Source organism: Empedobacter sp. UBA5036, from assembly GCF_002415215.1.
Classification (GTDB): Bacteria; Bacteroidota; Bacteroidia; order Flavobacteriales; family Weeksellaceae; genus Empedobacter; species Empedobacter falsenii_B.
This window is the reverse complement of sequence record NZ_DICC01000051.1, coordinates 13,757-37,757: the sequence shown is the minus strand read 5'-3', so window position 1 is coordinate 37,757 and position 24,001 is coordinate 13,757. Positions and strand designations below refer to the sequence as shown.

Below are 24,001 nucleotides of genomic sequence, written 5' to 3'. Positions count from 1 at the left end.
ATTAAGGTCGCATTTCTTGTAATAATCTCATTCGTTAACCGATTACAATTCGTTATAGTTAGAGAATTTAGGATGAACAATTCGTTTCCATTCCGGATGTTTCTTGATGTAGGCATATACATAAGGACAATACGGAAACAAAGGATTTTTATGTTCCTCCAAATAAACCAATGTTTTTTCAACCAAAGCAGCAGCAACGCCTTTTCCTCCTAATTCTTCAGGAACTTCGGTATGAATCAATTGATAATATCATCTTCTTCTTTATAATCTATAAAAGCGATGTATCCGTCTACATTCAGCTCAAAACGAAAAGCTGATTCATTTTTTACAACCTGTAAAGGAATTAATTCTTCATTCATATTATTTCTTTTTTTATGACAATAATCCGATAAAAATCTGTTTTCAGAATTGATATACATCAAAAAAGCAATCAAAAACTTTGATTGCTTTTTCCTAATACTTTATACTGATTTCAACTCTATTAATGTTATTTCTGGCCAAACACCTACTCTTCCTGGGTAAAAATGATAACCAAATCCGCGATTTACATTGATAATCTTTCCTTCAAAATCATAAAAACCTGCCCATTGCGGATACACATATTGCGCCGGACTCCAACGCAAACCAATTTTCGGAACTTCAATTCCTAATTGCATTCCATGCGTATGTCCAGACAAAGTCAAGTCAAAATGTTTCGGATGATTTTTCAATATCTCATTCCAATGCGAAGGATCATGAGACATCACAATTTTAAAATCTTCTGTATTTACATAATTCGAAGCTGCATCAATATCACCTAATTTCTTAAATCGTGTTCCCCAATTCTGAACGCCAATCAATGCAATTTTTTCACCATTCTTTGTAATAAATCGGTTTTCATTCAATAATAATTTCATTCCAATCTTAGGGAAAATCGCTTTAATTTTCTCAAAATTATCTTGCTTTTCTTCCTCCGTTTTCCAATCCGAATATTCTCCATAATCATGATTTCCTAGCACTGCAAAATTTCCGTGCGGCGCTTGTTTTATTTTAGAAAAAACATCGTACCATTTGTCCATTTCCCAATGAAAATTATTCACAATATCACCCGTAAACAATAGTATATCAAACTCTTGTTGATTAATTAAATCCACTGCATATTCTATTTTCTCACGATTGTCCAAACTTCCCGAATGAATATCCGTTATATGTAAAATCTTGAAACCATCAAACGATTTTGGTAAACGTTGATATGCCAATTTTTTCTTGATTACCTTGAAATTATATTTTCCTAAAGTCATTCCATAAATCAAACTAAAAAAAGGTATTGAAGCTACTATTAATCCAGAAATCATTACAAATTTTCGACGAGAAGGTAAATAAGAATCTTCTTTTGTTTGATGATTTGTTGCACGATTAAATAGCCACCCAAAGCCTCTAAAAATATCTTGAACCAAGAAAAATAGAACCAAAATAATTCGAGGAAAACCAAACAACATAAACAAACCTGTTGCCCACATTGTCGTTTGCGTTTGACCAACATTACGATCAAAAAAGATTAGATTATATCCAAAATTACCCAAAACAAGTAACCACAAAAGCATATTCCCGAAAAGAATATACTTATTTTGAATGAATTTTTTAAAATTATAATACAGGTAAATTTCAAGTACGATTGAAATAATTATTGACGTGATAACACTATAAACAAACATTATTTTATTTGATTTTGAACAAAAATAAAAGAAATCTTTCTAACAGTGATTTATTATTAAATTCTTAACAGAACATTATAAAATTTATAGATGATTCTACACAAAAATTTGCGTGATAAAAACGTAACTTTGTAGCATATTTTTAAGCATAAATTATGAAAAATAGACTACCTGTAACGGTACTTTCTGGATTTCTTGGAAGCGGAAAAACGACACTTCTTAATCATATATTACACAATAAAAAAGGACTAAAAGTAGCAGTTATCGTGAACGATATGGGCGCAGTAAATATTGATGCGCAAATGGTTTCTCGCGAAAATGATTTAATTCAAACGGATGAAAAATTGGTTGAATTAAGCAACGGTTGCGTTTGTTGTGAATTACGAGAAGATTTGATCGTAGAAATAGAGAAGTTGGCACAATCAGGGAAATATGATTATTTGGTTATCGAAAGTTCTGGTATTTCTGATCCAGGTCCTATTGCGCAGTCATTGGATTTTGTTTCGCCAGATGGTAAAATTGATTTGCCAAAAGTTGCGCGTTTAGATACGTTGGTAACTGTAGTTGACGCTTATAATTTCTTCAAAAATTTAGGAACTGATGAAGATGTTTTTGATCGTGGTTTCACAGAAAATAGAGACGATAATCGTCCGATTGTAAATCTTTTAATCGATCAAATTGAATTTTCGAATGTGATTATTCTAAATAAAATGGATTTGGTTGAAGAAGAAACGTTGATGAATATTGAAGCGTTTGTGACAAAATTAAATCCTTCTGCTAAAATAATTCCTGCAAGTTTTTCTCACGTTGAATTAACTGAAATTTTGAATACCAATCTATTCGATTTCGAAAAAATTCAGGATATAGACGCCTGGGTAAAATTATTAGAAGAGCAAGAAAAAGAGGAACATCACCATCACCATCATCACGACCATGATCAAGAATGTGGCGAACATTGTACACACGAACACCACGATCATTTGGAAGAAAAATATGGAATGACTTCTTTTGTTTACAGACAAAAAATTCCATTTCATGCAGAACGTTTTTTAACCTATTTGAATGATAATTTTCCAGCAACAATTTACCGTTCAAAAGGTTTATTTTGGTTAGCAAATCGTCCTGATGAAGCTATTTTCTTGAGTCAAGCTGGTGGTAGTATCCGAATTGATCCTGCGGGGGCTTGGTGGTGCTCGATGCCATATGACGAAAGAATTCAGTTTGCAGCGTATCAATTTAATCAAAAAACGATTGAAGCCAAATGGTCGAAAGAATGGGGAGATCGAATGATAGAACTTGTTTTCATTGGACAAGGTTTGGATAAAGAAAAAGTTACACAAGAATTAAACTCTTGTTTGCTGAATGAGCAAGAAATTGCTGAATGGCAAGCAAAACATAATTAAAATAAAAGAGCCTTATTTCGAATTGAAATAAGGCTCTTCTCTTATCATCCTTGTTCTAAAGATTTAAATAGATTTATTTCATTTATCAAATTCACTTGTTCTTTTCTAAGGCTCGGTTAATTACAAACAGCTATGTTTATCCTATCCCGAGGACTCAGTTGATTGTAAACAGATGTGTTTGTAATAAAATCTTCTTGACAAACATTACAAACAAGTATGTTTGTAATAAAATTTGGAACGGATATTTATATTTTTTGTTTTTGATTGAATGAATAAATCAAGTAAAACAAGAATGGTAAAATAAATATCGAGCCGAGTAATAATGCCCAAGCTAACATATTTATCGTACTCAACGCACCGTAATCTGTTAATAAAGATAATGTTGAACCATCTTTAAATAATACCAAATTTGGAAAATGCGAATAAGTTGCCGCAAATAAAATCATCATCACAATAATTCCTGCGTAAACTTTCAACAAAGAATCCTTCGCTTTATTTAAGGCTGAAAGTAATAATACAATCGAAATTGAAGCAATTGCAATTGCGATATAACCGTAAATTTCTGATGTTATCCAACTAAATAATGGAATGTTTTTCCAAAGTGAAACTGCAAATACCAATGCACCAGCAACAAAAATTAAAGCTGTATAAAGCTTCGCACGTTTTCTTAAAATCACTTTATCTTCTTCGTTTTTAACAGTTTGAATTGAATAAACCGAAGCCAAGAAAGCACAAATCACAACAGTAAAAATTCCAACTGAAAAATTAAACCAACTTAGCCACGAAAATATATATGCATCTTGAAACGAAAATGCATTATCATCAATACTTCCTGAAACGATAGATCCTGCAATTATTCCCAAAAACAAAGGCGTCACAACACTTGAATAGGTAAAAATGACATCGTACAGATTGTGCCATTTATCATTGATTGCATCATAATTTCTAAACGTAAACGATGTTCCACGCGCTATGATTCCTAACAACATAATCACTAACGGAATATGTAAATAATTAGAAACATCTGCATAAACCTTAGGAAAACCGACAAACAAAATTACAATGGCAATGATTAACCACATATGATTTGCTTCCCAAATAGGTCCAATCGAATTGTACATAATCTTCTGCGTACGTTTTTTGTAACTCTTTTCAGAGAATAATTCGACAATTCCAGCACCGAAATCTGCTCCACCTAAAATTAAATATAAACAGATGGCAACCCACAAAAATGCTATTACTACGTAAATCATACTTAATGTTTTTCTGGTTTATAATTTGGATCTTCTGGATCGTAAAGCTTCGCAACCATTTGTATTTGTCGATTCATTAAGAACACTAAAATAATGGACAATGTAATGAATACAAACGTGAAAATGTAAAACGAATATTGTATTCCTGGCATTGGCGTGATGGAATCTACCGTTCGCATAATTCCGTAAATAATCCACGGTTGACGACCGACTTCTGTTACCGTCCAACCTGCTTCTAAAGCGATGTATCCGAAAGGTGTCGCAATCATAAACAATTTATAAAACCAGCGTTTTGTTCGCCAATCTTTCTTAAAAAATTGCGCAATCAAATAAATAACAGCTATTCCCATCATCAACATTCCGAATGTTATCATAATCTGAAAAGCATAATGTACAACTGCCACAGGCGGCCATTCATCTTTCGGAAATTCTTCTAGACCTTTTACAGGTGTTTTGAAATCTGAATGAACCAAGAAACTCAATACACCCGGAACTTTTATCGCATATTTAATCTCTTCTTTTGATTCGTCCACTATTCCACCCAAAACAAATGAAGCACTTTCTTCTGTTTTGAAATGCGCTTCCATCGCAGCCAATTTAATCGGTTGACGTTTTGCTACATCTTTCGCCGAAATATCACCACTCAAAGGTGCTAACATTGCTGCTGTAATCGCTAAAACAGAACTAATTTTGAATGCTTCGCGATGAAAATTTACATTCTTACCTTTCAAAATAAGATAAGCATGTAAACCCGCAACCGCAAATCCAGTCGCACAAAAAGCTGCAATTGTCATGTGCAACGCTTGTGAAAACCACGCATCGTTGAACATAGCTTTTACAGGATCTATGTTTAAATATTCGCCATTTATAAAATCGAAACCTGACGGAGAATTCATCCAAGCATTTGCAGCAACAACCAAAATCCCTGAAGCTAAACCACTAATCCCTACAATTACACCACAAATCCAATGAAACCATTTATTGAATTTGTCCCAACCATAAAGGAAAAAACCTAAAGCAATGGCTTCAATAAAAAAAGCTGTTCCTTCTAACGAAAATGGCATTCCGAAAATTGGTCCAGCGTGTTCCATAAATTTAGGAAACAATAATCCTAACTCAAACGAAAGCATTGTACCAGAAACTGCTCCCGTAGCAAATAAAATTGCAACTCCCTTACTCCAAGCTTTGGTTAACCCTTTGTAAATTTCGTTTTTAGTTTTGAGGTATTTGTAGTGAGCGATTGCCATCATAAACGGCATCACCATTCCAACACACGAAAAAACAATGTGAAAGGCAAGCGACATCGCCATTTGACTTCTGGCAGCAATAAAATCGTCCATAAGTAGTTGTTTATAATTTGTTTGTTGGTTAAAGTTACTAAATAAAAAGAGGCAATTCGATTTTGAATTGCCTCTTTTTATATGATTTTGATTATAATAATCTATTTAGACGTAGCTGGTAATAACCATTTGAATTGTGGTCCATCTTCAGGAATCACAATACGTTGTGAAATTCTATCCATTCTATCTGGGAATTTCATGATATAATCTCTTGCTTTTTCAGCCTCGGCATTCAATCCAGAGATTTTATCCAATTGCCAAGCTTCAATTAATTTTCGCATAATATCGATATAATCAAATGCTGTGTACACGCCAATACGTTGTGCTGCATCTGAGAAAGCATCAAACAAAGTTCCTCTTTCTTCTCCAGAAGCTCTTAAGAAATGTGCTGGCATTACAATTTTAAGTTTGAACATATGTTGAACAGCTAACATCATTTCTGAAGGATCAGCTTCGAAAATACGACGAACGAATTCAGTATAAGCTAAATGGTGACGCATTTCATCTCCTGCAATGATTTTACACATGCGCGATAATTTTTTCGCTCCGTATTTTTTTGCAATTGCTGATACATTATTATGCGATACATAAGTTGCTAATTCTTGGAAACTTGTGTAAACAAAGTTTTTGTAAGGATCGTGAGCTGTTCCAATGTCGAAACCGTCATTTATCAAATGTTGCGTTGTTACTTCAACCTCGCGCATATTGATACGTCCTGATAAATACAAAAATTTATTCAAAACATCACCGTGACGATTTTCTTCTCCAGTCCAATGGCGAATCCATTTTGCCCAACCATTTTCTAGGTAATTTCCTTCTTCAGCTACTACTCCATCCATCTGCATCAACCAAGATTCGTAAGTTGGCAAAGCTTCTTCGGTAATGGTATCTCCAATCAATGTAATCCAGAAATCATCTGGCAAATCTTTCGAAAGCTCTTGTAATTCTTTGATTTCATCAAAAAAAGAATCTGTTTGAGAATTCGGTAAAAAATCTGTTGGTTGCCAAATTTTATCGGCTGGAACTAAGAATTTGTCCATATAAGCATCAATATCTTTCTCAAGAAATTGCATTACTTCCAGGCGAACATTTTTTATTGACATATAATTATTTTATGCGGTTATACTACTTTTTACAGTTTTTTCGGTAAGCTCGAATATTTCATCAAACTTATATTCACTCACTTTTAAGGGGTTATGGTATTGTATCGTTACTTTCGCGCCCAAATACATCGGGAATTTACCCCACTTTTCAATTTCCCACGTATTATTTAACGTAACGGGAACAACATAAGCGTCTTTAGCATATTTCGTCAAAACTTTCAATCCATTCTCTTTGAAAGCCTTTGGTACTCCATTTTTGCTTCTTGTACCTTCTGGAAAAATAATAGCTGAATAATTATTTTTCTGAATGTATTGCGCTAATTTTTTTATTTCCTCTATTGCTTGTTTTCCGTTCTTACGATCGATTAATGCAGAACCTCCATGCGTTAAATTGTACGATACACTGGGAATTCCTTTTCCCAATTCTATTTTCGAAATAAACTTAGGATGATAATCAGCCAAATCATATTCCAACGGAGAAATATCATACATACTTTGGTGATTACTCACAAAAATCAATGGTACATTTTGTTTCAAATTTTCTCTTCCTTTATAGGTATACGTTGTACCCAAAATTCTTGTCCAAAAAACCAAAAGACCATTCATCACTTTTACACTTTTGTGATGAGCAGCATAACCTCCCAAATTGTAGCACAACCATTGCACAACATGCATTACCAACAACGTTAATCCATAAAAAATATAAAAGATTATAGATAACGGATAACTTAAAATTTTCTTCAACATTAGAAATTTAGACAAATTTAATAAAAAATTATGCTAAGCATAATATATTTTTCTAGGCGATTTACTTTATTAATTTCAAAGTTAGCTTTTCTTGATGAGCTTCATCATAAAAAGTAATTTGATTTGATGATTTTACTTTAAAATATGCAGTTTTTTGCAAATTTTGAATCAAATTTTGAGGAATTTCGCAATCAGAATTCACTTGTTTTAAATGATTAAAAATTATAGCTTGATCTATTTTGGTATAATCAGCCGTAATAATTCCGCAAACCGTTTTCATTACCATTTTTTTCGTTGCATCTTCAAAAATAATGTAATCTCCTCCATCATTTATATTCCATTTACCCGACAAATCGCTAATTTCTGAAGTCACAACTTTAGTTTCGGAAACTGTTTTGGTTGGTAAACAACTTGTTAATCCTAAAACAAAAAACAAAAGTATTGCTTGAATTGTATATTTCACGTGGTTTTATTTGTAACGAAGGTAGAAATATTTTGAATATTACGGATTGATTTTTTAAATATTCAATTTTATTAAGAAATTTGTTCTCTAAATAAGAAACAATGGCGAACACAAAGAAAGGAGAAGTTTTTACGGATCAAAATAACATCAAAAAAGTAAAAATAGAACGAAAACCAAGTTTTCCTAAAATCTATATTTTAACTGATGATTGTCAATTCGTGGAAGATGGTTTATACGAATTAGATTTTTTTGAAACGCCAAGTGTTACCAATTTCAAATCTGAATTGAATCCAACTATTCCTGCAATTAACTTTAAGCAGTTGAGTGAAAAAGGGAAAGATGTTTTACAATAATGTGATAAAATAATTTCCCCTAAAAACACAATTAAATAACAATACAATATCCATTGTTGAAAAAATAGAATTCTACATTTTTTCTTCTACTTTCCTTCGAGGTTTCTTCGACCGTTGTTCGACGAAAATGCCGTTTCGTCGAACAACGGTCGAAGGATGGTCGAACAACAGTCGAACAAGCTAAAAAACAACTAAAAATCTATATTGCTCAAAAACATGATAAATAGAGGCGTAGAAAAGAATTTTATTTTTCTTGTTACCTTTATTGAATAAATAATAATAGGACAGATGTGGACAAAACCGGACAAATGTGGACAAATGCGGACACAAAAATGTTTTTTTGTAAGTATTCTAACTTTTTTTAGTATCTTTATAAGTCTTCGTTTTTTGAAAAATCAACAAAATACCAAATAAGTCATTTTATCATTGGTTACGAAAAGATAAAAATTTATAATCAGTTTATGTATGAATACGTTTGAGTATAAAAATGAAAAATCATATTTAGAAAGACGAAATTTTATTAAAAACTTCCTCCGAAATTAGCATGTTCAAATAGTTTTGAAATTCCAAAATAAGGAATAAAACTTAGAAGTAATACAAGATATAATATCCAGTTTTTATAGTTAAAAATAATGGATATTATTGAAAAAAGTGGACACAAAATAAAAGATAAAATTCCTGTAAATGCTATAAAATCAAACAAAAAAATTTGACTTCTTGCTATTTCAGTTCCATTAATACTAAACATAATTATAAAACAGAAAAAAAAGAATATTGTCAATCCTAAAAATATTCTTAATATTTTAATTCTAGTTGGTTGATTCATACAATTTATTTAAAATAAAAATAAGTAAACATTACATAAAGCATCTCACTGAAAATAGTGATTTACAATTCACTTGAAAATTAAACTATAATAAATCAGAAATAAATAAAAAACCCACACTGATAACCAGTGTGGGTTTTCTTTAGATTGTGATCCAGTCAGGATTCGAACCTGAGACCTACTGCTTAGAAGGCAGTTGCTCTATCCAGCTGAGCTACTGGACCAATCCAAAATTTTATTATTAAAATTCGTCGGGGTGGCAGGATTCGAACCTGCGACCTCCTGCTCCCAAAGCAGGCGCGATGACCGGGCTACGCTACACCCCGAATGGTGTTTTATTACAAGCTTTAAAAAAGCGGAGAGACAGGGACTCGAACCCTGGCATCGGTTTCCCGATGACAGATTAGCAATCTGCTCCATTACCGCTCTGGCACCTCTCCTAACTTTTAAAAATAAGACTGATTAGTCTCATAAAGCGGTTGCAAATATATATTGACTTTTATTGCAAAACAAGTCTTTTTAGAAAAAAAATTAAATTATTTGGCTTAATTTTGGCTATTCAAAAGACTATTTAGAACTAAAAGAATGAATTTTAAAGGATTAGTATTTTCGGCAATTTCTTGTTTTTTTATTTTGGCTAGTTGTGCAACTAAAACAGTTCCACCAAAAACAATTACAAAAGTAATTCGTGACACAGTCATTATCAATTCAAAAACAGATCAACCGGAAATGACTCGAGCTGCAAAACTCGACAAGTACAAGGTGACAACAGATTATTATCCATCTATTTCGCAAGATGAACGTGTACGATTTTTAGTGTTACACTACACAGCAATCAACACAGAGTTATCGTTAAAAGTATTGACTCAGAAAGATGTAAGTGCACATTATTTGGTAAATGATTATGATGACAAAACAATTAATCTTTTAGTTGACGAAACAAAACGTGCATGGCATGCAGGTGTTAGTAGTTGGAAAGGATTGGATAATATAAACTTTTCTTCTATTGGTATCGAAATCGTTAATCTTGGAAACAAAGGAACGGATGCTTATCCAAATTACACGCCTTATCCAGATTATCAAATCAAAAAAGTAGGTGAATTGACACAAGATATTGTAAAACGTTATAATATTTCTCCTTTTAATGTAATTGGGCATTCTGATGTTGCGCCAGGAAGAAAACCAGATCCGGGTCCACTTTTCCCTTGGAAAAAATTATATACAGATTACGGTGTTGGTGCTTGGTACGATGATACAGACAAGTATGTATTTATGCAACAATATCCTTGGGATACAACAAGTTCCGTTTTTATCACACAAGTGCAAACTGATCTTAAGAAATATGGGTACAACGTTCCTACAAATGGAATGATAGACGCGCAAACAAAAAATGCAATTGTGGCATTTCAGATGCATTTCCGTCCAGAAAAATACGATGGAGTTGTAGATGCTGAAACTTGGGCAATCTTGAAAGCATTAAACAAAAAATATAATCCGTAAATCAAAATTGATTTATAGTACGAAACTCCTACGTGTTAGGAGTTTTTTTATGGAATAAACTTTCGGTAAAATAATATGAATAAATAGCATAATTTTCATTAAAAATGGAATTGAGAGTTAAGAAAAATTGAAGTAATTTTATCCAAAATAATATAACATGGCTTTTAAAAGTTTGCGCCCAATTATTTGGACGAAAGATTTACAAAAAACAACAAAATTCTATAAAAAATTAGGATTTAAGATTGCTGATCAAAATGAAGATTGGATTTGGGCTTGCTTGCAAAAAGACGATGTAGAAATTATGTTGGCTTATCCAAATGAAGGAGCAGATTTTGAACGAGCAAATTTCACAGGCTCTTTTTATTTTGTTGTAGACAATGTAGACGAGTTGTGGAATCAAGTAAAAGATGATTGCGAAGTTGTATATGAAATTGAGACCTTTGAATGGGATATGCGCGAGTTTGCGATCTACGACAACAATGGTTATATCTTACAATTTGGACAAGAAATAGAAGTTACATTCGAAGATTAATTATGATCTCAAAACGATATTACAACATTATTTTAGCGATAATTATTCTTATTATTCCAATTGTTTTTTACATGATTATTAACACTATGGTTAGTATAAAATATGAAACCGACGGAGTTGACACTTGTATTTCTACTGTAACAGGAAAAAATCTTTGTTCGCAAATCGATCAACTAAAAGTTACTATTTACATTAACATGATTGTGATGATTTTCTGGTTAGCCTTAAGAAACTTGATCGTAAAAAAATAGCTTATGGATTATCATTTCGAAGAAAAATTTGAACAAATTAATTTCTCAGAAAATCAAAATATAGCTGGTGAATACGAGAATTGCGAGTTTATAAATTGTGATTTGAATGGATTAGATTTAAGCAATATCAAATTTATTCAATGTCAATTTATCGAATGTAATTTGAGTAATGTAACTTTAGAAAACACAAGCTTTCAGCAAGTTGAGTTTATGAATTGTAAAATGATAGGTTTTAATCTCGAAAATTCGAACAAATTTGGGTTAAGCATTTCATTTGAAAATTGTACGTTAAACGACTCATCTTTTTATGAATTACCGCTAAAAAAGACAAAGTTTAGCAATTGTTCTTTACAAAATGTAGAATTTTCTTTCGCAGATCTTAGTCAAGCTTATTTTATGAATTGTAATTTGGCTCACACCATTTTCTATCAGACCAATTTAAAGCAAGCCTACTTCAAAACGGCTTATAATTTCACGATAAATCCGAATGATAATCAATTGAAAGGCGCGCAGTTTTCCAAAGAAAATTGTGTTGGATTATTAGATTATCTTAGAATTACAATAAATTAAAAAAAGGTTTCGAATAAAATCGAAACCTTTTTTATGCTTTCTACTTATACTATTCTAATCAGAATAAATAATTTCAGATTATATTTTACTAAATCATAACATTTTAGAATAAATTACTTCTATATTTTATCAATTAGTCAATAATTATTTCTTGATTTAATAAATAATAAGATTATTATTGCATCTTTTTTTGATAAATTTTCTGAAATAAATCCAACTCAGATTATCAACTTAAAACTTTTCTTGACATTTTTTTAAGAAATTAAAAAAAATATTAGCGTATTATTTACACTAATAAAATAAAAAAGAAATTCTTTATCAAAAAAAGCATTATTATTATTCAATACATTATTTTAGATAAACTTAAGTCTATTAATTAAGTCAATACAAAATCACAAATAATGTACAGCTAACACCATTTATTAAAAAATGAAAAAAATTTTTGTCGCAATTGCTCTACTATCCATTTTTGGAGCCACGGAATTGAAGGCTCAATATGCTTCTGAATATGACGGCGGTTTGGTCGTTAAATTAAATCCAGAAGGAAGTAAATATGTCCGATTTATTCTTTGGGGACAAACTTGGTTTCAGGATTACGAAGGAAAACACGCCAATGATGGATTTTCTATCAAACGAGCGCGCGTTCTTGCTTATTCACAAATCAATGATCGATTTATGATTTTAACACATTTTGGTGCAAATGGAATCTATGATAATAATCTTTCTCCGATGGGAAAAAGTACAGATGTATCGTTTTTCTTGCATGAAATGTTTTTACAATATAAGGTAACAAACAATTTAGCAATTGGTGCTGGAGTTCACAATTTTGGTGGAATTTCTCGTGGAAATGGTCAAGGTTCTATCAATATGTTGACCTTAGATAATAACAGAGCTGACTGGTCAACACTTGGTTTGTCTGATCAATTTTCAAATCATTTGGGAATGTTTGCTAAAGGGCGAATTGGAAAACTAAATTATCGTTTAGCATTAAGTGATGCTATTACGAATACTTTGGACGGAAACTCTTCGACAGTTTTACAAAACGGACAAGAAAAATATTTGGGAAAAGCGATACTTGGAGAAGGTAAATATGCAGTTTCAGGTTATTTTGATTATCAATTCTTAGATCAAGAATCGAATGCTTTACCTTATCGCGTTGGAACCTATTTAGGAACTAAAAAAGTATTCAATATCGGAGCAGGATTTTTTAATCAAAGCAATGCGATTGTCAAAAAAGAAAATGATAATTTGATTGGAGAAAATGTAACTCATCTTGCTATTGATGCGTTCTACGATGCTCCAATTGGAAAATCATCTTCGATGACAGCTTATGCGAAATATCAAAATTCGGACATGGGCGAAAATTATGTACAAGGTAATGTTGTAGGAGATGGAAACCAATTTTCTGGACATGTTGGGTATTTACTACCTAAAAACCTCAAAGAAGGCGAAGGGAAATTCCGCAATAGAATTCAGCCGTATGTAGGGTATTCTTACAGAGATTTCAAAGGTTTAGTGAAACCTGCAAACGAATTAAAATTAGGTGGAAACTGGTACATTGATGGTCAGAATGCTAAAATTTCTGTAGAATATCAAAAATCTTTCGATCAACCAAAACACATGGACGACATGATAACAATACAAGCAATGATATTATTATAAAAAAACACACAAGAATTAACACAAAAACACATTATTTATGAGCGAAACTGCTAACAAAAAAACAATCTGGAAAGTGATTGGTGCTTCCTCGATGGGAACGCTAATTGAATGGTATGACTTCTTTATTTTTGGAAGTTTAGCTGTTGTAATTTCTACTAAATTTTTCCCTGCTGACAATCCTACAGCTGCCTTTTTATCAACATTAGCAACATTTGCTGCTGGATTTGTTGTACGTCCATTTGGCGCGTTATTCTTTGGTCGATTAGGAGATATTATTGGTCGTAAATATACATTTATGGCAACTTTAGTATTAATGGGAGGAGCAACTTTTTTAATAGGATGTATTCCATCTTACGAATCAATCGGGTTTATCGCACCTTTATTAGTATTAATCTTACGTTTATTACAAGGTTTAGCACTTGGAGGCGAATATGGAGGTGTTGCAACATATGTAGCAGAACACGCACCAAACGGAGAAAGAGGATATTGGACTTCTTGGATACAAACGACTGCTACAGTTGGTTTATTTGTTTCGTTATTGGTTATTTTATTAACGAAAACATTATTATCAGAAGAACAATTTGACCTATGGGGATGGCGAGTTCCATTTATTTTATCAATTTTGATGGTTTACGTCTCATATTTGATTCGTAAAAACATGGATGAATCGCCAGCTTTCAAAAAAGCAAAAGATGAAGGAACAACTTCTAAAAATCCTTTGAAAGAATCTTTCGGGAATCGTTACAACATGAAATTCGTTTTATTAGCACTTTTTGGAGCTGTAATGGGACAAGGAGTCGTGTGGTATACAGGTCAGTTTTACTCGATGAGCTACATGAAAACGGTGATGAATGTAGAATCTGATCAAGTAGATTCTTTGTTAGGAATTGCTTTATTATTTGGTACACCTTTCTTTGTATTCTTTGGATGGTTGAGTGATAAAGTTGGTCGAAAATGGGTGATGTTAATCGGAATGATTGTCGCAGTATTCTCGTATCGACCAATTTACGAATCAATGTATCAAACAACAAATCTTGAAAACAAGGAAGTGATTGCAGCACAAACAATTGAAAAAACTGAAATCAAAAATATTGACGAAAAATCTGATTCTATTTATACAATTCAAAAATCATTTACAGATGGTACAACTTACAAACAAGTTACAACGCTTCATTTAGAAAATGGTCAAGCAAAAATTGTAGATGGAAAAGTAAGTGAAATTGTAAAAAAATCGACACATATTAATAGTGGTGATAAATGGAAATTAGTTGGATTAATTTGGATTCAAATTATTTTTATCACAATGGTTTATGGTCCAATTGCTGCGTTCTTAGTAGAAATGTTCCCTGTTAAAATTAGATATACATCAATGTCTTTGCCTTACCACGTAGGAAACGGAATTTTTGGAGGTCTTTTACCTGCTGTTTCTACTTATTTGGTAACAAATGCCAAAAACAACGGAGATCCACAGTTTTACTTAGAGGGTCTTTGGTATCCTATTGGAATTGCGGCTGTTTGTTTTATCATCGGAGCAATTTATATCAGTAATAAAGACAGAAATGTTAACTAAAAAACTAATTAGAAATGGAAACAATTAAAAAAATATTAGGAATCGTTTGGATCGCATTATCACTTGTTTTAGCCTACTTTTGTATCATGGAATTTGGAATTCCAAAATTATCATCAGGTTCGCAAGATGATTTAGTATTCGGAATTATTATTCTATTTGTCCTTACACCAATTATAGTTATTGGAATGGCACTTTTTGGATATTATGCTTTACTCGGCGAATATAGCGAAGAAAAAATGTAAAAAACTACACACGAAATCCTCAACACATGTTGGGGATTTTTTATATAAAATGTATTTTCAATAAACGTTTTTATTAAATCCATAAAAAACAAATCATAAAACGTTAATATCTTTTTAAGAGTTTTAGCATAGTTTATGTCAATTAATTTTAAAATCAACAAAGGTACTCGAAGTTAAACTGAAATATAATTCAAATACAAAAAACCTTGCAAATACAAAGCTTTTCATTTATAATATAATTTCTAAAATTGTTTTATATCTGTTCTTTTTCCGTGATAGAAAAGTATTTTCCAGTGTTCTGTTTTCGCATCAACTTCCCACCGCAAACGATCTTCCATCGCTTTTACACCATCTACATCATTCTTGAAAGCAGCATGATATTTAAAATAATTTAATTGAGGTAGATTGTCAGCTCCATAAAATACAATTTCATCATTTTCTTTGATCCAAAAAACTTGTTGAAACGGAACGTGTCCTCCTGTTACTTCGAATTTGATATTATCCGTTATATTTCCACTATCATCATTCATCCATACAATATTTTTGAATGATTTCAACTTTTCTAAACGATCATAGTTATAAGAATTATTTGTTTGAACAACCGCATAATCATACTCGCGTTGTTGAATATAAATTTTTGCTTCAGGAAAGTTACATACAAACTGATCCCCTACCCAATTTCCAATTCCGTTGATATGATCTTTATGTAAATGCGAAATCAATACTTTCGTAATTTGATTTGGATTAATATTATATTCGCGTAATTTTTTTAGAATGATAGGTTCACAATCTACTTCAGTTCCGAAACCACAATCAATCAAAATATTTTCATCTCCAATTTGTATCAAAAATGGACGAACAATAAGATTATATCCGTCAGCGGGATTTTTAACATCAATATTATCACCTAAATAATGAAACTCTTTTTTTGCATCAACATGAAAAACACCTTCTAAAAGAGGAATAACTTTCATTTACTTTTATTTTTTACAAAGGTAATTCGTTTAGATTCTCTCTACAAAAAAAGGCTTCCAAAATAGGAAGCCTTAAAAATTATTATGATTCAAATCTTATTTTACAATTGTCATTTCATCAACGATGTGTTTTGCTCCAGCAAATTTATCAACAACCCATAAAACATAACGAATATCTACAGAAATCGTACGTTGTAATTTAGGATCAAAGATAACGTCACCAGCCATTGCTTCAATGTTTCCGTCGAATGCAATACCGATTAATTCACCTTTACCATTCATTACCGGAGAACCAGAGTTACCTCCTGTAATATCATTGTTTGATAAGAAATTTACGTGTAAATATCCATCTTTATCTCCATATTGTCCATAATCTTTCGCTTTCGCTAAATCTAATAAACGTTGTGGATTTTCGAACTCTTCGTCACCTGCGATGTGTTTTGCAACTGTACCTTCTAATGTTGTGAAATAGTTAGAAGCAACATCTGGTTGACGTTTTGGATTTGTACTTTTTGGTAAATTTTGAATAGAACCGTAAGTTAAACGTAACGTAGAGTTAGCATCTGGATATAAAATATTTCCGATTTTAGACTCACGTAAACCTTTTACCAATAAACGGAAGTTTTTAGAATAAACATCATTCAATTTTGCTTGTTCATCAGTTTGCTTAGAAGCTCTTTCTACTAAAGCATTTGACAAAACATATAAAGGATCTTTTTTCAAGACTTCTACATCTGGAGAAATTAAGAAATTCTCAACTTGTTTTTGATCAGCGAAGAAACTTCTTTCAACAGCATCATTTACATAAGCTGTAAAGTTCTTGTTATTTTGCTTCGCTAAATCAGCAACATAAGGCGCTAAACCAGCTTCGCTCGCTTTAGAAGCATAAAGATTTAATTGAGCAGCCAATAAATCTTTTTCTAAAGGTAAATACATTTTTTCGTAATATGCATTGATTGCATTCTGAATTTTCGGACGCATTTCATCACGTTTTGCATCATTCGCTGCTGCATAGTTTTCTAATGCTTTTCCAATAGAATATGGCGCACTTGCTAAAGTTGAGTAACGCAATAAAATGTTGATGTAATTGTTATGACGAGCATCTAAATTTGTTTTCGCATAATAATTATTCAAATTCGAAACAACATCACCATATTCGGCTTTGTTTGCTCCTTTTAGAGCCCATTTATTGAATTTTTCTTCTTCTTTTGTTTTCTTCGCAACAGTTCCGTGAAGTTTTAAAGCTTCGATCATTCCATCACGATTTTTCCAATAGTTCGCAACTCCAGCATATTTAGAAGCATAATCAATATTTACTTTTTGATTTTGCTCCATATATTTTTTCATTTGATCCATTGTCACTTTAGAAGCTTCAACCCATGCAGGATAAGCGTACTCTACATTTTGAGCAACACCTTGCGCTGGCATCCAACGATTTGTACGACCTGGATAACCTAAAATCATAGCGAAATCATTTGGTTGATATCCTTTTAAAGAAACTGGTAAATGATGTTTTGGTTGCAACGGAACATTGCTTGTAGAATAAGCTGCAGGATTTCCATCTTTGTCACCATATACGCGGAACATAGAGAAATCTCCTGTGTGACGTGGCCATTCCCAGTTATCTGTATCTCCACCATATTTTCCAATAGAACTTGGAGGTGTTCCTACTAAACGTACATCCTCATAGTCTTGGTAAACAAAATAGTAATATTCATTTCCTTGGAAGAATGAACGAACAGAAACAACATATTTTCCGTTTTCACTGTTCTCTTTTTCAATTTTTGCAATCTCTTGGTTAATCGCTTTTTCACGATCTAACTCAGACATTTTATCATTTACAACACCTAAAATACGTTTAGAAACATCATCCATACGAACGAAGAAACGTACTTTTAAGCTTTTTGGTTTTAACTCAGCAGCTTTATCTTTCGCCCAAAAACCATCTTTTAAGTAATCATGTTCTGGAGCAGATAATTCAGCAATAGCACCATAACCACAGTGGTGATTTGTCAAAACTAAACCTTGTCCAGAAACCATTTCAGCAGTACATCCACCACCAAATTGTACAATAGCATCTTTTAAAGAGTTATTGTTGATACTATAAATTTCTTCTGAAGTTAATTGTAAACCTTGTTTTTGCATATCACGGTGATTCAGACGCTCGATGAACATCAAAAACCACATTCCTTCGTCAGCTTTCACTTTAAAAGGAAAAAGCATAACCACTAAAAGCGTGGATAATAAAAATTTTTTCATTATTTGTTTGTCTTCAATTTTACGAATTGCTAAAATAATTGATTATCTGAAGTTCTCCTAATCTTTAAGTATTTAATAAAGTTTTACTGAGGTTTTATTGTTAAAAAAAGATTATTTTTATTTAATTAACACAAAATTTGAATCGTGAAAGTAAAAATTAAAATCATTAATCTACTTTAGGTTATGATTGGTTTTATAGAACAAAAAAATCCGAGAAAATCTCGGACTTTTTACTTTATATCAAAACTTAATTAAGCTTCTTTATTATCTTGAGGTTTATCCTCTTTTTTCTCTGCTGATTTAGCAGGTTTTTCTGTTCTCTCTGGTTTTGGCAACAAAGCTTTACGAGATAATTTCATTTTCTTTTTATCATCGTAACCTAAGAATTTAACATCAATTTTATCACCGATGTTTACAGAATCTTCAACTTTTTCAAGACGTCTGTGCTCTAATTCAGAAATGTGAACTAAACCTTCAACTCCTTTTGCAATCTCTACAAACGCTCCAAATGGTTTGATAGATTTTACAACTGAATGATATGTTTCACCAACTTCTGGAACGAAAGCAATTTGTTTGATTCTTTCTACAACACGATCGATGTTTTCTTGAATCACACCATTGATTTCTACACGTCCTGTTGTATCTAACTCAGTAATTGCAATAACTGTTTCAGTTTCTTTTTGCATTTCTTGAATTACTTTTCCTCCAGGTCCGATTACTGCTCCAATGAATTCTTTAGGAATTTCAATTACAACAACTTTTGGTGCATTTGGTTTCAATTGTGGACGAGGTGCTGGTAAAGTTTCTAATAATTTACCTAAAATGTGCTCACGACCTTCTTTTGCTTGTAACAAAGCTGTTTCCATGATTTCCATAGATAAACCTTGTACTTTAATATCCATTTGACAAGCTGTGATACCGTCTGCAGTTCCTGTTACTTTAAAGTCCATATCTCCTAAGTGATCTTCATCTCCTAAGATATCAGACAATACTGTAAATTTCCCTGATTTAGTATCTGTGATTAACCCCATTGCAATACCTGAAACTGGTTTCTTCATTTGTAAACCAGAGTCCATAATTGCTAATGTTCCTGCACAAACTGTTGCCATAGAAGAAGAACCGTTAGATTCTAATACTTCAGAAACAATACGAACTGTATAAGGACAATCGTCAGGTAACATTTGCGCTAAAGCACGTTGTGCTAAGTTTCCGTGACCAACTTCACGACGAGAAGTTCCTCTTAATGGACGAGCTTCACCTGTTGAGAATGGAGGGAAATTATAGTGTAAAAAGAATTTTTCGTCGAAGTTTGTTACAACTCCATCAACCATATTAGCATCTTTAGAAGAACCTAAAGTTACTGTAGCTAATGCTTGAGTTTCCCCACGTGTGAAGATTGCAGAACCATGAGTTGATGGTAAATAATCAACTTCTGTCCAAATTGGACGAATCGTTTTTGGATCACGTCCATCTAAACGAATTCCTTCGTTTAAGATTAATTGACGTACAGCTTCTTTTTGTACATCGTGGAAGTAAATGTGAGCAAAAGGAGTTACACGAGCTAACTCTTCTTCATCTCCTTCGTATTGAGCTAAGAAATCTGCTTCAACTTGAGCAAATTTATCACCTCTTTCGTGTTTATCAGATGGGTGTTTAGCGATATCATAAAATTTATCATATCCATAAGCCCATACTTTTTCGCGAATTTCTTCGTCGTGTGTTTCGTGGCTATATTCACGTTTTGGTAAAGATTTACCTACTTTCGCTGCTAAACTTTCTTGTGCTTCAATTTGTTTTTTAATCTCAGCATGAGCAAATTCAATTGCGTCTAACATTTCACGTTCAGAAATTTCGCTCATCTCCCCTTCTACCATTACAACAGAATCTTTAGAAGCACCAACCATAATGTCGATATCTGCTTGGTCTAATTGTTCTTTTGAAGGATTAATCATTAACTCACCATTCAAACGAATAACGCGAGCTTCTGAAATTAATGTGAAAGGAATATCTGTAATTGCAATGGCTGCTGATGCAGCTAAACCAGCTAAAGCTTCTGGCATTACATTTTTGTCGTAAGAAATAAGTGAGATCATGACCTGAACCTCAGCATGAAAGTCTTCTGGAAACATTGGGCGTAAAACACGGTCTACAAGACGCATTGTTAATACTTCATCATCTGATGGTTTTGCTTCTCTTCTGAAGAAATTCCCTGGGATGCGTCCTGCAGCGTAAAATTTTTCTCTATAATCTACTGTTAAAGGTAAAAAATCTACACCTGGATTTGCTTCTTTGTTTGCTACAACTGTAGCTAATAACATGGTGTCGCCCATGCGTACAACCACAGATCCGTCAGCTTGTTTTGCTAATTTCCCTGTTTCGATTGTAATTTCTCTTCCGTCTGAAAGAGTAATTTTTTCTGTGATCGCCTGTGGAATCATTCGTCTTCTTAGTATTTAATTCGTCTAAAGTTAAAGCCGTTTGCTTTAACTGCATTATATAAAGATAAATATCTTATTTTAATTTATAACAAAAAAAAAGGCAATTTCTACGTAATTGCCCTTTTATATTGTGTTTAAAATTACTTACGTAATCCTAATTCAGCGATAATCGCACGGTATCTTGTGATATCTTTTTTCTTTAAGTAGTTTAATAACGCTTTACGCTTACCAACTAACATAACTAATGATCTTTCTGTATTAAAATCTTTGTGATTTTTTTTCAAATGACCAGTTAAGTGGTTAATTCTGTAAGTGAATAATGCGATTTGCCCTTCTGCAGATCCTGTATCTGTTGCAGATTTACCATGCTTTGCGAATAATTCGCTTTTTACTTCTGATGTTAAGTACATGCCAATATTATTTAATAATTATTATGTAATGAGGTGCAAATGTACAACTATTATATGAAATAATAAACTTTGTACAAAAATAAAAGTGACCGATTGGTTAATTCGGTCACTTTTTAAAAATTTGGTTTAGTTTGATTTAGATAGATAATAGAAAGTGATGTTTTAATTTTCTACTAAATCAGATAGGTTTGTTAGTTGTAAAAGACTTGCTTTCACGATTTTTGGTTGGTAGGTTAAAAGTCGGCTTAGTTTTTTAATAAGTAATTAATAGGTTGGTTAATAATTATTAAAAATAGGTTTGGGTAGGTAAGATTAATCTTCTATAATTCGTATTTTTTTATTCGTGATAACTTTTATCGGATACACAATTTTTTCATTTTCTGTTTGTATTGTCATACATATATTATTAATTGCAATTATCACGCCTTTTGTCTCATCTTCTATGATTACTTTTTGTCCAATTTCAAAATTCCTATTTGTGTAAAACGACAATAATAATCTATAAATAATATCTTTAGAACCTAATCCAAATGCAATTGCCAATGTCAAAAATATTGATCCTAAAATTAATGACAGATTATTTGTAATTAGCTCTGTATTAACACCTGCTTGATTTAATGAAGTAATTATCGTAAAAATAAGGATGATATAAAAAATGATATTACTAATAATATTTGCTCCGTTTAAATCAATTGATTTAATTAAACTTCTTAAAAAAGTTTTGATATAGTTAGCCAAATAAAATCCTCCAGCAAATATTAACACTGCACTAAAAAATTGTGGCAGATAATCTACAATTCTTCCTATTTGGTTAGAAACGACTGTTAATCCAAAAATATCAGATCCTATAATAATGATTAACAAAATAATAAACAATCGTACAAATTGTAAAATAATCTTAGAAGGATCTATTTCAATAGAGGAGTTTTTCAACGCTTCACTGTTGTTTAAAGCATTTTTTAATTTATCTATCTTAGATAATTTTAATATGCACTTAGTCAATATTAGAATCAATCTTAGCAAGATATATGACAGGATAATGAATATAATACCTCCTACAACTTTAGGAAAAACGAGTACCATTTCTTGATATAAACTTTCTAACAAGCTAAAATTTAAACCTATATTCATATAATCTATTTATAGTTAACCTTCTTTATCTTTTTTGTTCGGTTTGTTAGTTGATTTTTTTCCGATTCCGAAGAAATTTCCAATTGTGCTTGGATATTTTACTGAAACCAAATCGGCTACCTCCAACGATAATTTTATTAAAGCAACATCATCCATAACTTTTTGTTTTATTGTTTCTGGAAGCTTTTCATTGGCTAGTATAGTCTTAAAAGGATTTTCCATTTTACAAAGCGTTATAAATTTTTAGTAAACGATTTTTTGCTCTATTCAATCTCATCTTAGTTGCACTTTCACCAATCTCTAAAGTTTCTGAAATTTCTTTGATTGAAAATTCATCTTGATATTTCATGAGTAATATAGATTTCTCTTCGACATCCAACTCCTTTAGGGACTGCGTTAGTTTTTCGATTTTTAATTCAAAAATTTCTTTGTCATCAATAATTTCATCATTATAGTTATCAACCAAATCATCCGTTACCGAATAATTTTTTCTTTCTTCTTTTATCTTTCGTTGCACATGATTGACACAAAAATTATATGTAAAAGAATATAACCAAGTAGAGAATTTAGATTTTGATTGATATGTTTTCAGTTTTACAAACAACTTTACAAATATATCGTGCGTCATATCTTGTGCCTCAGCTTGATCCTCTACAAAACTCAAACATTTATTATATACCGTATGTGCATACCTATCATACAATATACCGAACAAATGCTGATTTTTTGTTTCGACAATCTTATACACCAAAATGTCATCTGCAATATTTTCTATAGAATCTTTTGACATTTTAACTGCTTACATTTAATATGACACACCTATTCTTATTTGGTCACTCATTTTTTTAGCTTTTTTTATCAAAAAAAATTAAATAATTTTAATTTAATCGAATATCTATTTAAAATACAATAATATACAAAAAAAACCGACAAATAAAAATTTATCGGTTTTTTATGAATAATAATTAATTACGAATTATTTCTCCAAAACATCTAAGACATCTTGAAAACCTCCTCCATTAAAAATTTCGTCTACACCTTGCGCTTGCAAATATTGTGCAGCTTGACCTGAACGGTTACCGCTTCTACAAAAAACTACTATAGGTCTTGACATTGCTTTAAATTCCTCTACTCTTGTAGGAACTTCTCCTAATGGAATATTGATTGCATTTGGAACAAATCCATCTGTATCCAATTCAAAAGGCTCACGAACATCCACTAATGTTACATTAGCATTGTTTATTGCTTCAACTGTTGTCATTTTAATAATTCTATTTCTA

Annotated in this window: 23 protein-coding genes, 3 tRNA genes and 1 pseudogene; 9 read left to right on the top strand and 18 right to left on the bottom strand. The window is 31.8% G+C overall.

Annotated features, from left to right (window positions below):
- Positions 1-42: 42 nt before the first annotated feature.
- Together B4J88_RS09075 and B4J88_RS09070 are read right to left on the bottom strand one after the other, a co-directional pair.
- Positions 43-359 (bottom strand): annotated as a pseudogene (locus B4J88_RS09075) (GNAT family N-acetyltransferase).
- A 102-nt stretch (positions 360-461) separates the two neighbouring features.
- The gene (locus B4J88_RS09070) at positions 462-1,583 is read right to left on the bottom strand and encodes a metallophosphoesterase (protein ID WP_312066987.1); all 1,122 of its coding nucleotides are present in this window, start codon (positions 1,581-1,583) and stop codon (positions 462-464) included.
- Positions 1,584-1,849: 266 nt separating this feature from the next.
- Here B4J88_RS09070 and B4J88_RS09065 point away from each other — a divergent pair, with 266 nt between their 5' ends.
- Positions 1,850-3,097 carry a GTP-binding protein gene (locus B4J88_RS09065; RefSeq protein ID WP_284583857.1) on the top strand — a complete coding sequence of 416 codons (1,248 nt, stop codon included), beginning with the start codon at positions 1,850-1,852 and terminating at the stop codon, positions 3,095-3,097.
- Positions 3,098-3,342: 245 nt separating this feature from the next.
- Here B4J88_RS09065 and B4J88_RS09060 read toward each other — a convergent pair whose 3' ends face one another.
- The 5 genes from B4J88_RS09060 to B4J88_RS09040 all read right to left on the bottom strand — a co-directional run bounded on the left by B4J88_RS09060 (position 3,343) and on the right by B4J88_RS09040 (position 8,003).
- Positions 3,343-4,350, bottom strand: a complete 1,008-nt coding sequence (locus tag B4J88_RS09060; RefSeq protein ID WP_284583858.1) for a cytochrome d ubiquinol oxidase subunit II — start codon at positions 4,348-4,350, stop codon at positions 3,343-3,345.
- A gap of 2 nt (positions 4,351-4,352) precedes the next feature.
- Positions 4,353-5,690, bottom strand: coding sequence for a cytochrome ubiquinol oxidase subunit I (locus B4J88_RS09055; protein WP_114999963.1), 1,338 nt, complete (start codon positions 5,688-5,690; stop codon positions 4,353-4,355).
- A 101-nt stretch (positions 5,691-5,791) separates the two neighbouring features.
- The gene (locus B4J88_RS09050) at positions 5,792-6,793 is read right to left on the bottom strand and encodes an acyl-ACP desaturase (protein ID WP_291067374.1); all 1,002 of its coding nucleotides are present in this window, start codon (positions 6,791-6,793) and stop codon (positions 5,792-5,794) included.
- Positions 6,794-6,802: 9 nt separating this feature from the next.
- Positions 6,803-7,540 carry a lysophospholipid acyltransferase family protein gene (locus B4J88_RS09045; RefSeq protein WP_414646623.1) on the bottom strand — a complete coding sequence of 246 codons (738 nt, stop codon included), beginning with the start codon at positions 7,538-7,540 and terminating at the stop codon, positions 6,803-6,805.
- A gap of 61 nt (positions 7,541-7,601) precedes the next feature.
- On the bottom strand, positions 7,602-8,003 hold the full coding sequence (locus tag B4J88_RS09040) for a hypothetical protein (protein ID WP_221855789.1): 402 nt from the start codon (positions 8,001-8,003) through the stop codon (positions 7,602-7,604).
- A 101-nt stretch (positions 8,004-8,104) separates the two neighbouring features.
- On the opposite strand from B4J88_RS09040, the gene B4J88_RS09035 reads away from it, so the two are divergent.
- On the top strand, positions 8,105-8,356 hold the full coding sequence (locus B4J88_RS09035; protein ID WP_291067372.1) for a hypothetical protein: 252 nt from the start codon (positions 8,105-8,107) through the stop codon (positions 8,354-8,356).
- Between the two features lie 976 nt (positions 8,357-9,332).
- Here B4J88_RS09035 and B4J88_RS09030 read toward each other — a convergent pair.
- From B4J88_RS09030 to B4J88_RS09020, 3 genes are all read right to left on the bottom strand, one after another.
- A tRNA-Arg gene (locus tag B4J88_RS09030) sits at positions 9,333-9,406 on the bottom strand.
- A 27-nt stretch (positions 9,407-9,433) separates the two neighbouring features.
- Positions 9,434-9,508, bottom strand: a tRNA-Pro gene (locus B4J88_RS09025).
- A 30-nt stretch (positions 9,509-9,538) separates the two neighbouring features.
- A tRNA-Ser gene (locus tag B4J88_RS09020) sits at positions 9,539-9,622 on the bottom strand.
- A 145-nt stretch (positions 9,623-9,767) separates the two neighbouring features.
- On the opposite strand from B4J88_RS09020, the gene B4J88_RS09015 reads away from it, so the two are divergent.
- The 7 genes from B4J88_RS09015 to B4J88_RS08985 all read left to right on the top strand — a co-directional run bounded on the left by B4J88_RS09015 (position 9,768) and on the right by B4J88_RS08985 (position 15,509).
- Positions 9,768-10,682 (top strand): N-acetylmuramoyl-L-alanine amidase, encoded by a 915-nt coding sequence (locus tag B4J88_RS09015; RefSeq protein WP_114999956.1) that lies wholly within the window; start codon positions 9,768-9,770, stop codon positions 10,680-10,682.
- A gap of 157 nt (positions 10,683-10,839) precedes the next feature.
- A complete protein-coding gene (locus tag B4J88_RS09010) occupies positions 10,840-11,214 on the top strand; it encodes a VOC family protein (protein WP_038333665.1) in 375 nt (124 codons plus the stop codon).
- 2 nt (positions 11,215-11,216) lie between these two features.
- Positions 11,217-11,465 (top strand): hypothetical protein, encoded by a 249-nt coding sequence (locus B4J88_RS09005; RefSeq protein WP_114999954.1) that lies wholly within the window; start codon positions 11,217-11,219, stop codon positions 11,463-11,465.
- A gap of 3 nt (positions 11,466-11,468) precedes the next feature.
- Complete coding sequence (locus B4J88_RS09000) at positions 11,469-12,035, top strand: pentapeptide repeat-containing protein (protein WP_114999952.1); 567 nt, start codon at positions 11,469-11,471, stop codon at positions 12,033-12,035.
- A 429-nt stretch (positions 12,036-12,464) separates the two neighbouring features.
- Positions 12,465-13,697, top strand: a complete 1,233-nt coding sequence (locus B4J88_RS08995) for a hypothetical protein (RefSeq protein WP_280051690.1) — start codon at positions 12,465-12,467, stop codon at positions 13,695-13,697.
- Positions 13,698-13,734: 37 nt separating this feature from the next.
- Positions 13,735-15,267, top strand: a complete 1,533-nt coding sequence (locus B4J88_RS08990; RefSeq protein ID WP_291067369.1) for an MFS transporter — start codon at positions 13,735-13,737, stop codon at positions 15,265-15,267.
- Positions 15,268-15,281: 14 nt separating this feature from the next.
- A complete protein-coding gene (locus B4J88_RS08985; RefSeq protein ID WP_125350389.1) occupies positions 15,282-15,509 on the top strand; it encodes a DUF6814 family protein in 228 nt (75 codons plus the stop codon).
- A gap of 242 nt (positions 15,510-15,751) precedes the next feature.
- Here the strand turns inward: B4J88_RS08985 and B4J88_RS08980 are convergent, their stop codons facing one another.
- The 8 genes from B4J88_RS08980 to B4J88_RS08945 all read right to left on the bottom strand — a co-directional run bounded on the left by B4J88_RS08980 (position 15,752) and on the right by B4J88_RS08945 (position 23,982).
- Positions 15,752-16,483, bottom strand: a complete 732-nt coding sequence (locus tag B4J88_RS08980; RefSeq protein WP_038333657.1) for an MBL fold metallo-hydrolase — start codon at positions 16,481-16,483, stop codon at positions 15,752-15,754.
- A 96-nt stretch (positions 16,484-16,579) separates the two neighbouring features.
- Positions 16,580-18,742, bottom strand: coding sequence for a S46 family peptidase (locus B4J88_RS08975; RefSeq protein ID WP_180906340.1), 2,163 nt, complete (start codon positions 18,740-18,742; stop codon positions 16,580-16,582).
- Between the two features lie 251 nt (positions 18,743-18,993).
- Positions 18,994-21,180: a polyribonucleotide nucleotidyltransferase gene (locus B4J88_RS08970; protein ID WP_038333655.1), complete on the bottom strand. Its 2,187-nt coding sequence runs from the start codon at positions 21,178-21,180 to the stop codon at positions 18,994-18,996.
- A gap of 140 nt (positions 21,181-21,320) precedes the next feature.
- Positions 21,321-21,590 (bottom strand): 30S ribosomal protein S15, encoded by a 270-nt coding sequence (gene rpsO / locus B4J88_RS08965; RefSeq protein ID WP_038333654.1) that lies wholly within the window; start codon positions 21,588-21,590, stop codon positions 21,321-21,323.
- 312 nt (positions 21,591-21,902) lie between these two features.
- Positions 21,903-22,721: a mechanosensitive ion channel family protein gene (locus B4J88_RS08960; RefSeq protein ID WP_291067366.1), complete on the bottom strand. Its 819-nt coding sequence runs from the start codon at positions 22,719-22,721 to the stop codon at positions 21,903-21,905.
- Positions 22,722-22,736: 15 nt separating this feature from the next.
- Complete coding sequence (locus B4J88_RS08955; protein WP_038333652.1) at positions 22,737-22,943, bottom strand: hypothetical protein; 207 nt, start codon at positions 22,941-22,943, stop codon at positions 22,737-22,739.
- A 1-nt stretch (position 22,944) separates the two neighbouring features.
- Complete coding sequence (locus B4J88_RS08950; protein ID WP_038333651.1) at positions 22,945-23,511, bottom strand: RNA polymerase sigma factor; 567 nt, start codon at positions 23,509-23,511, stop codon at positions 22,945-22,947.
- A 186-nt stretch (positions 23,512-23,697) separates the two neighbouring features.
- The gene (locus B4J88_RS08945) at positions 23,698-23,982 is read right to left on the bottom strand and encodes a rhodanese-like domain-containing protein (RefSeq protein ID WP_038333764.1); all 285 of its coding nucleotides are present in this window, start codon (positions 23,980-23,982) and stop codon (positions 23,698-23,700) included.
- Positions 23,983-24,001 lie beyond the last annotated feature (19 nt).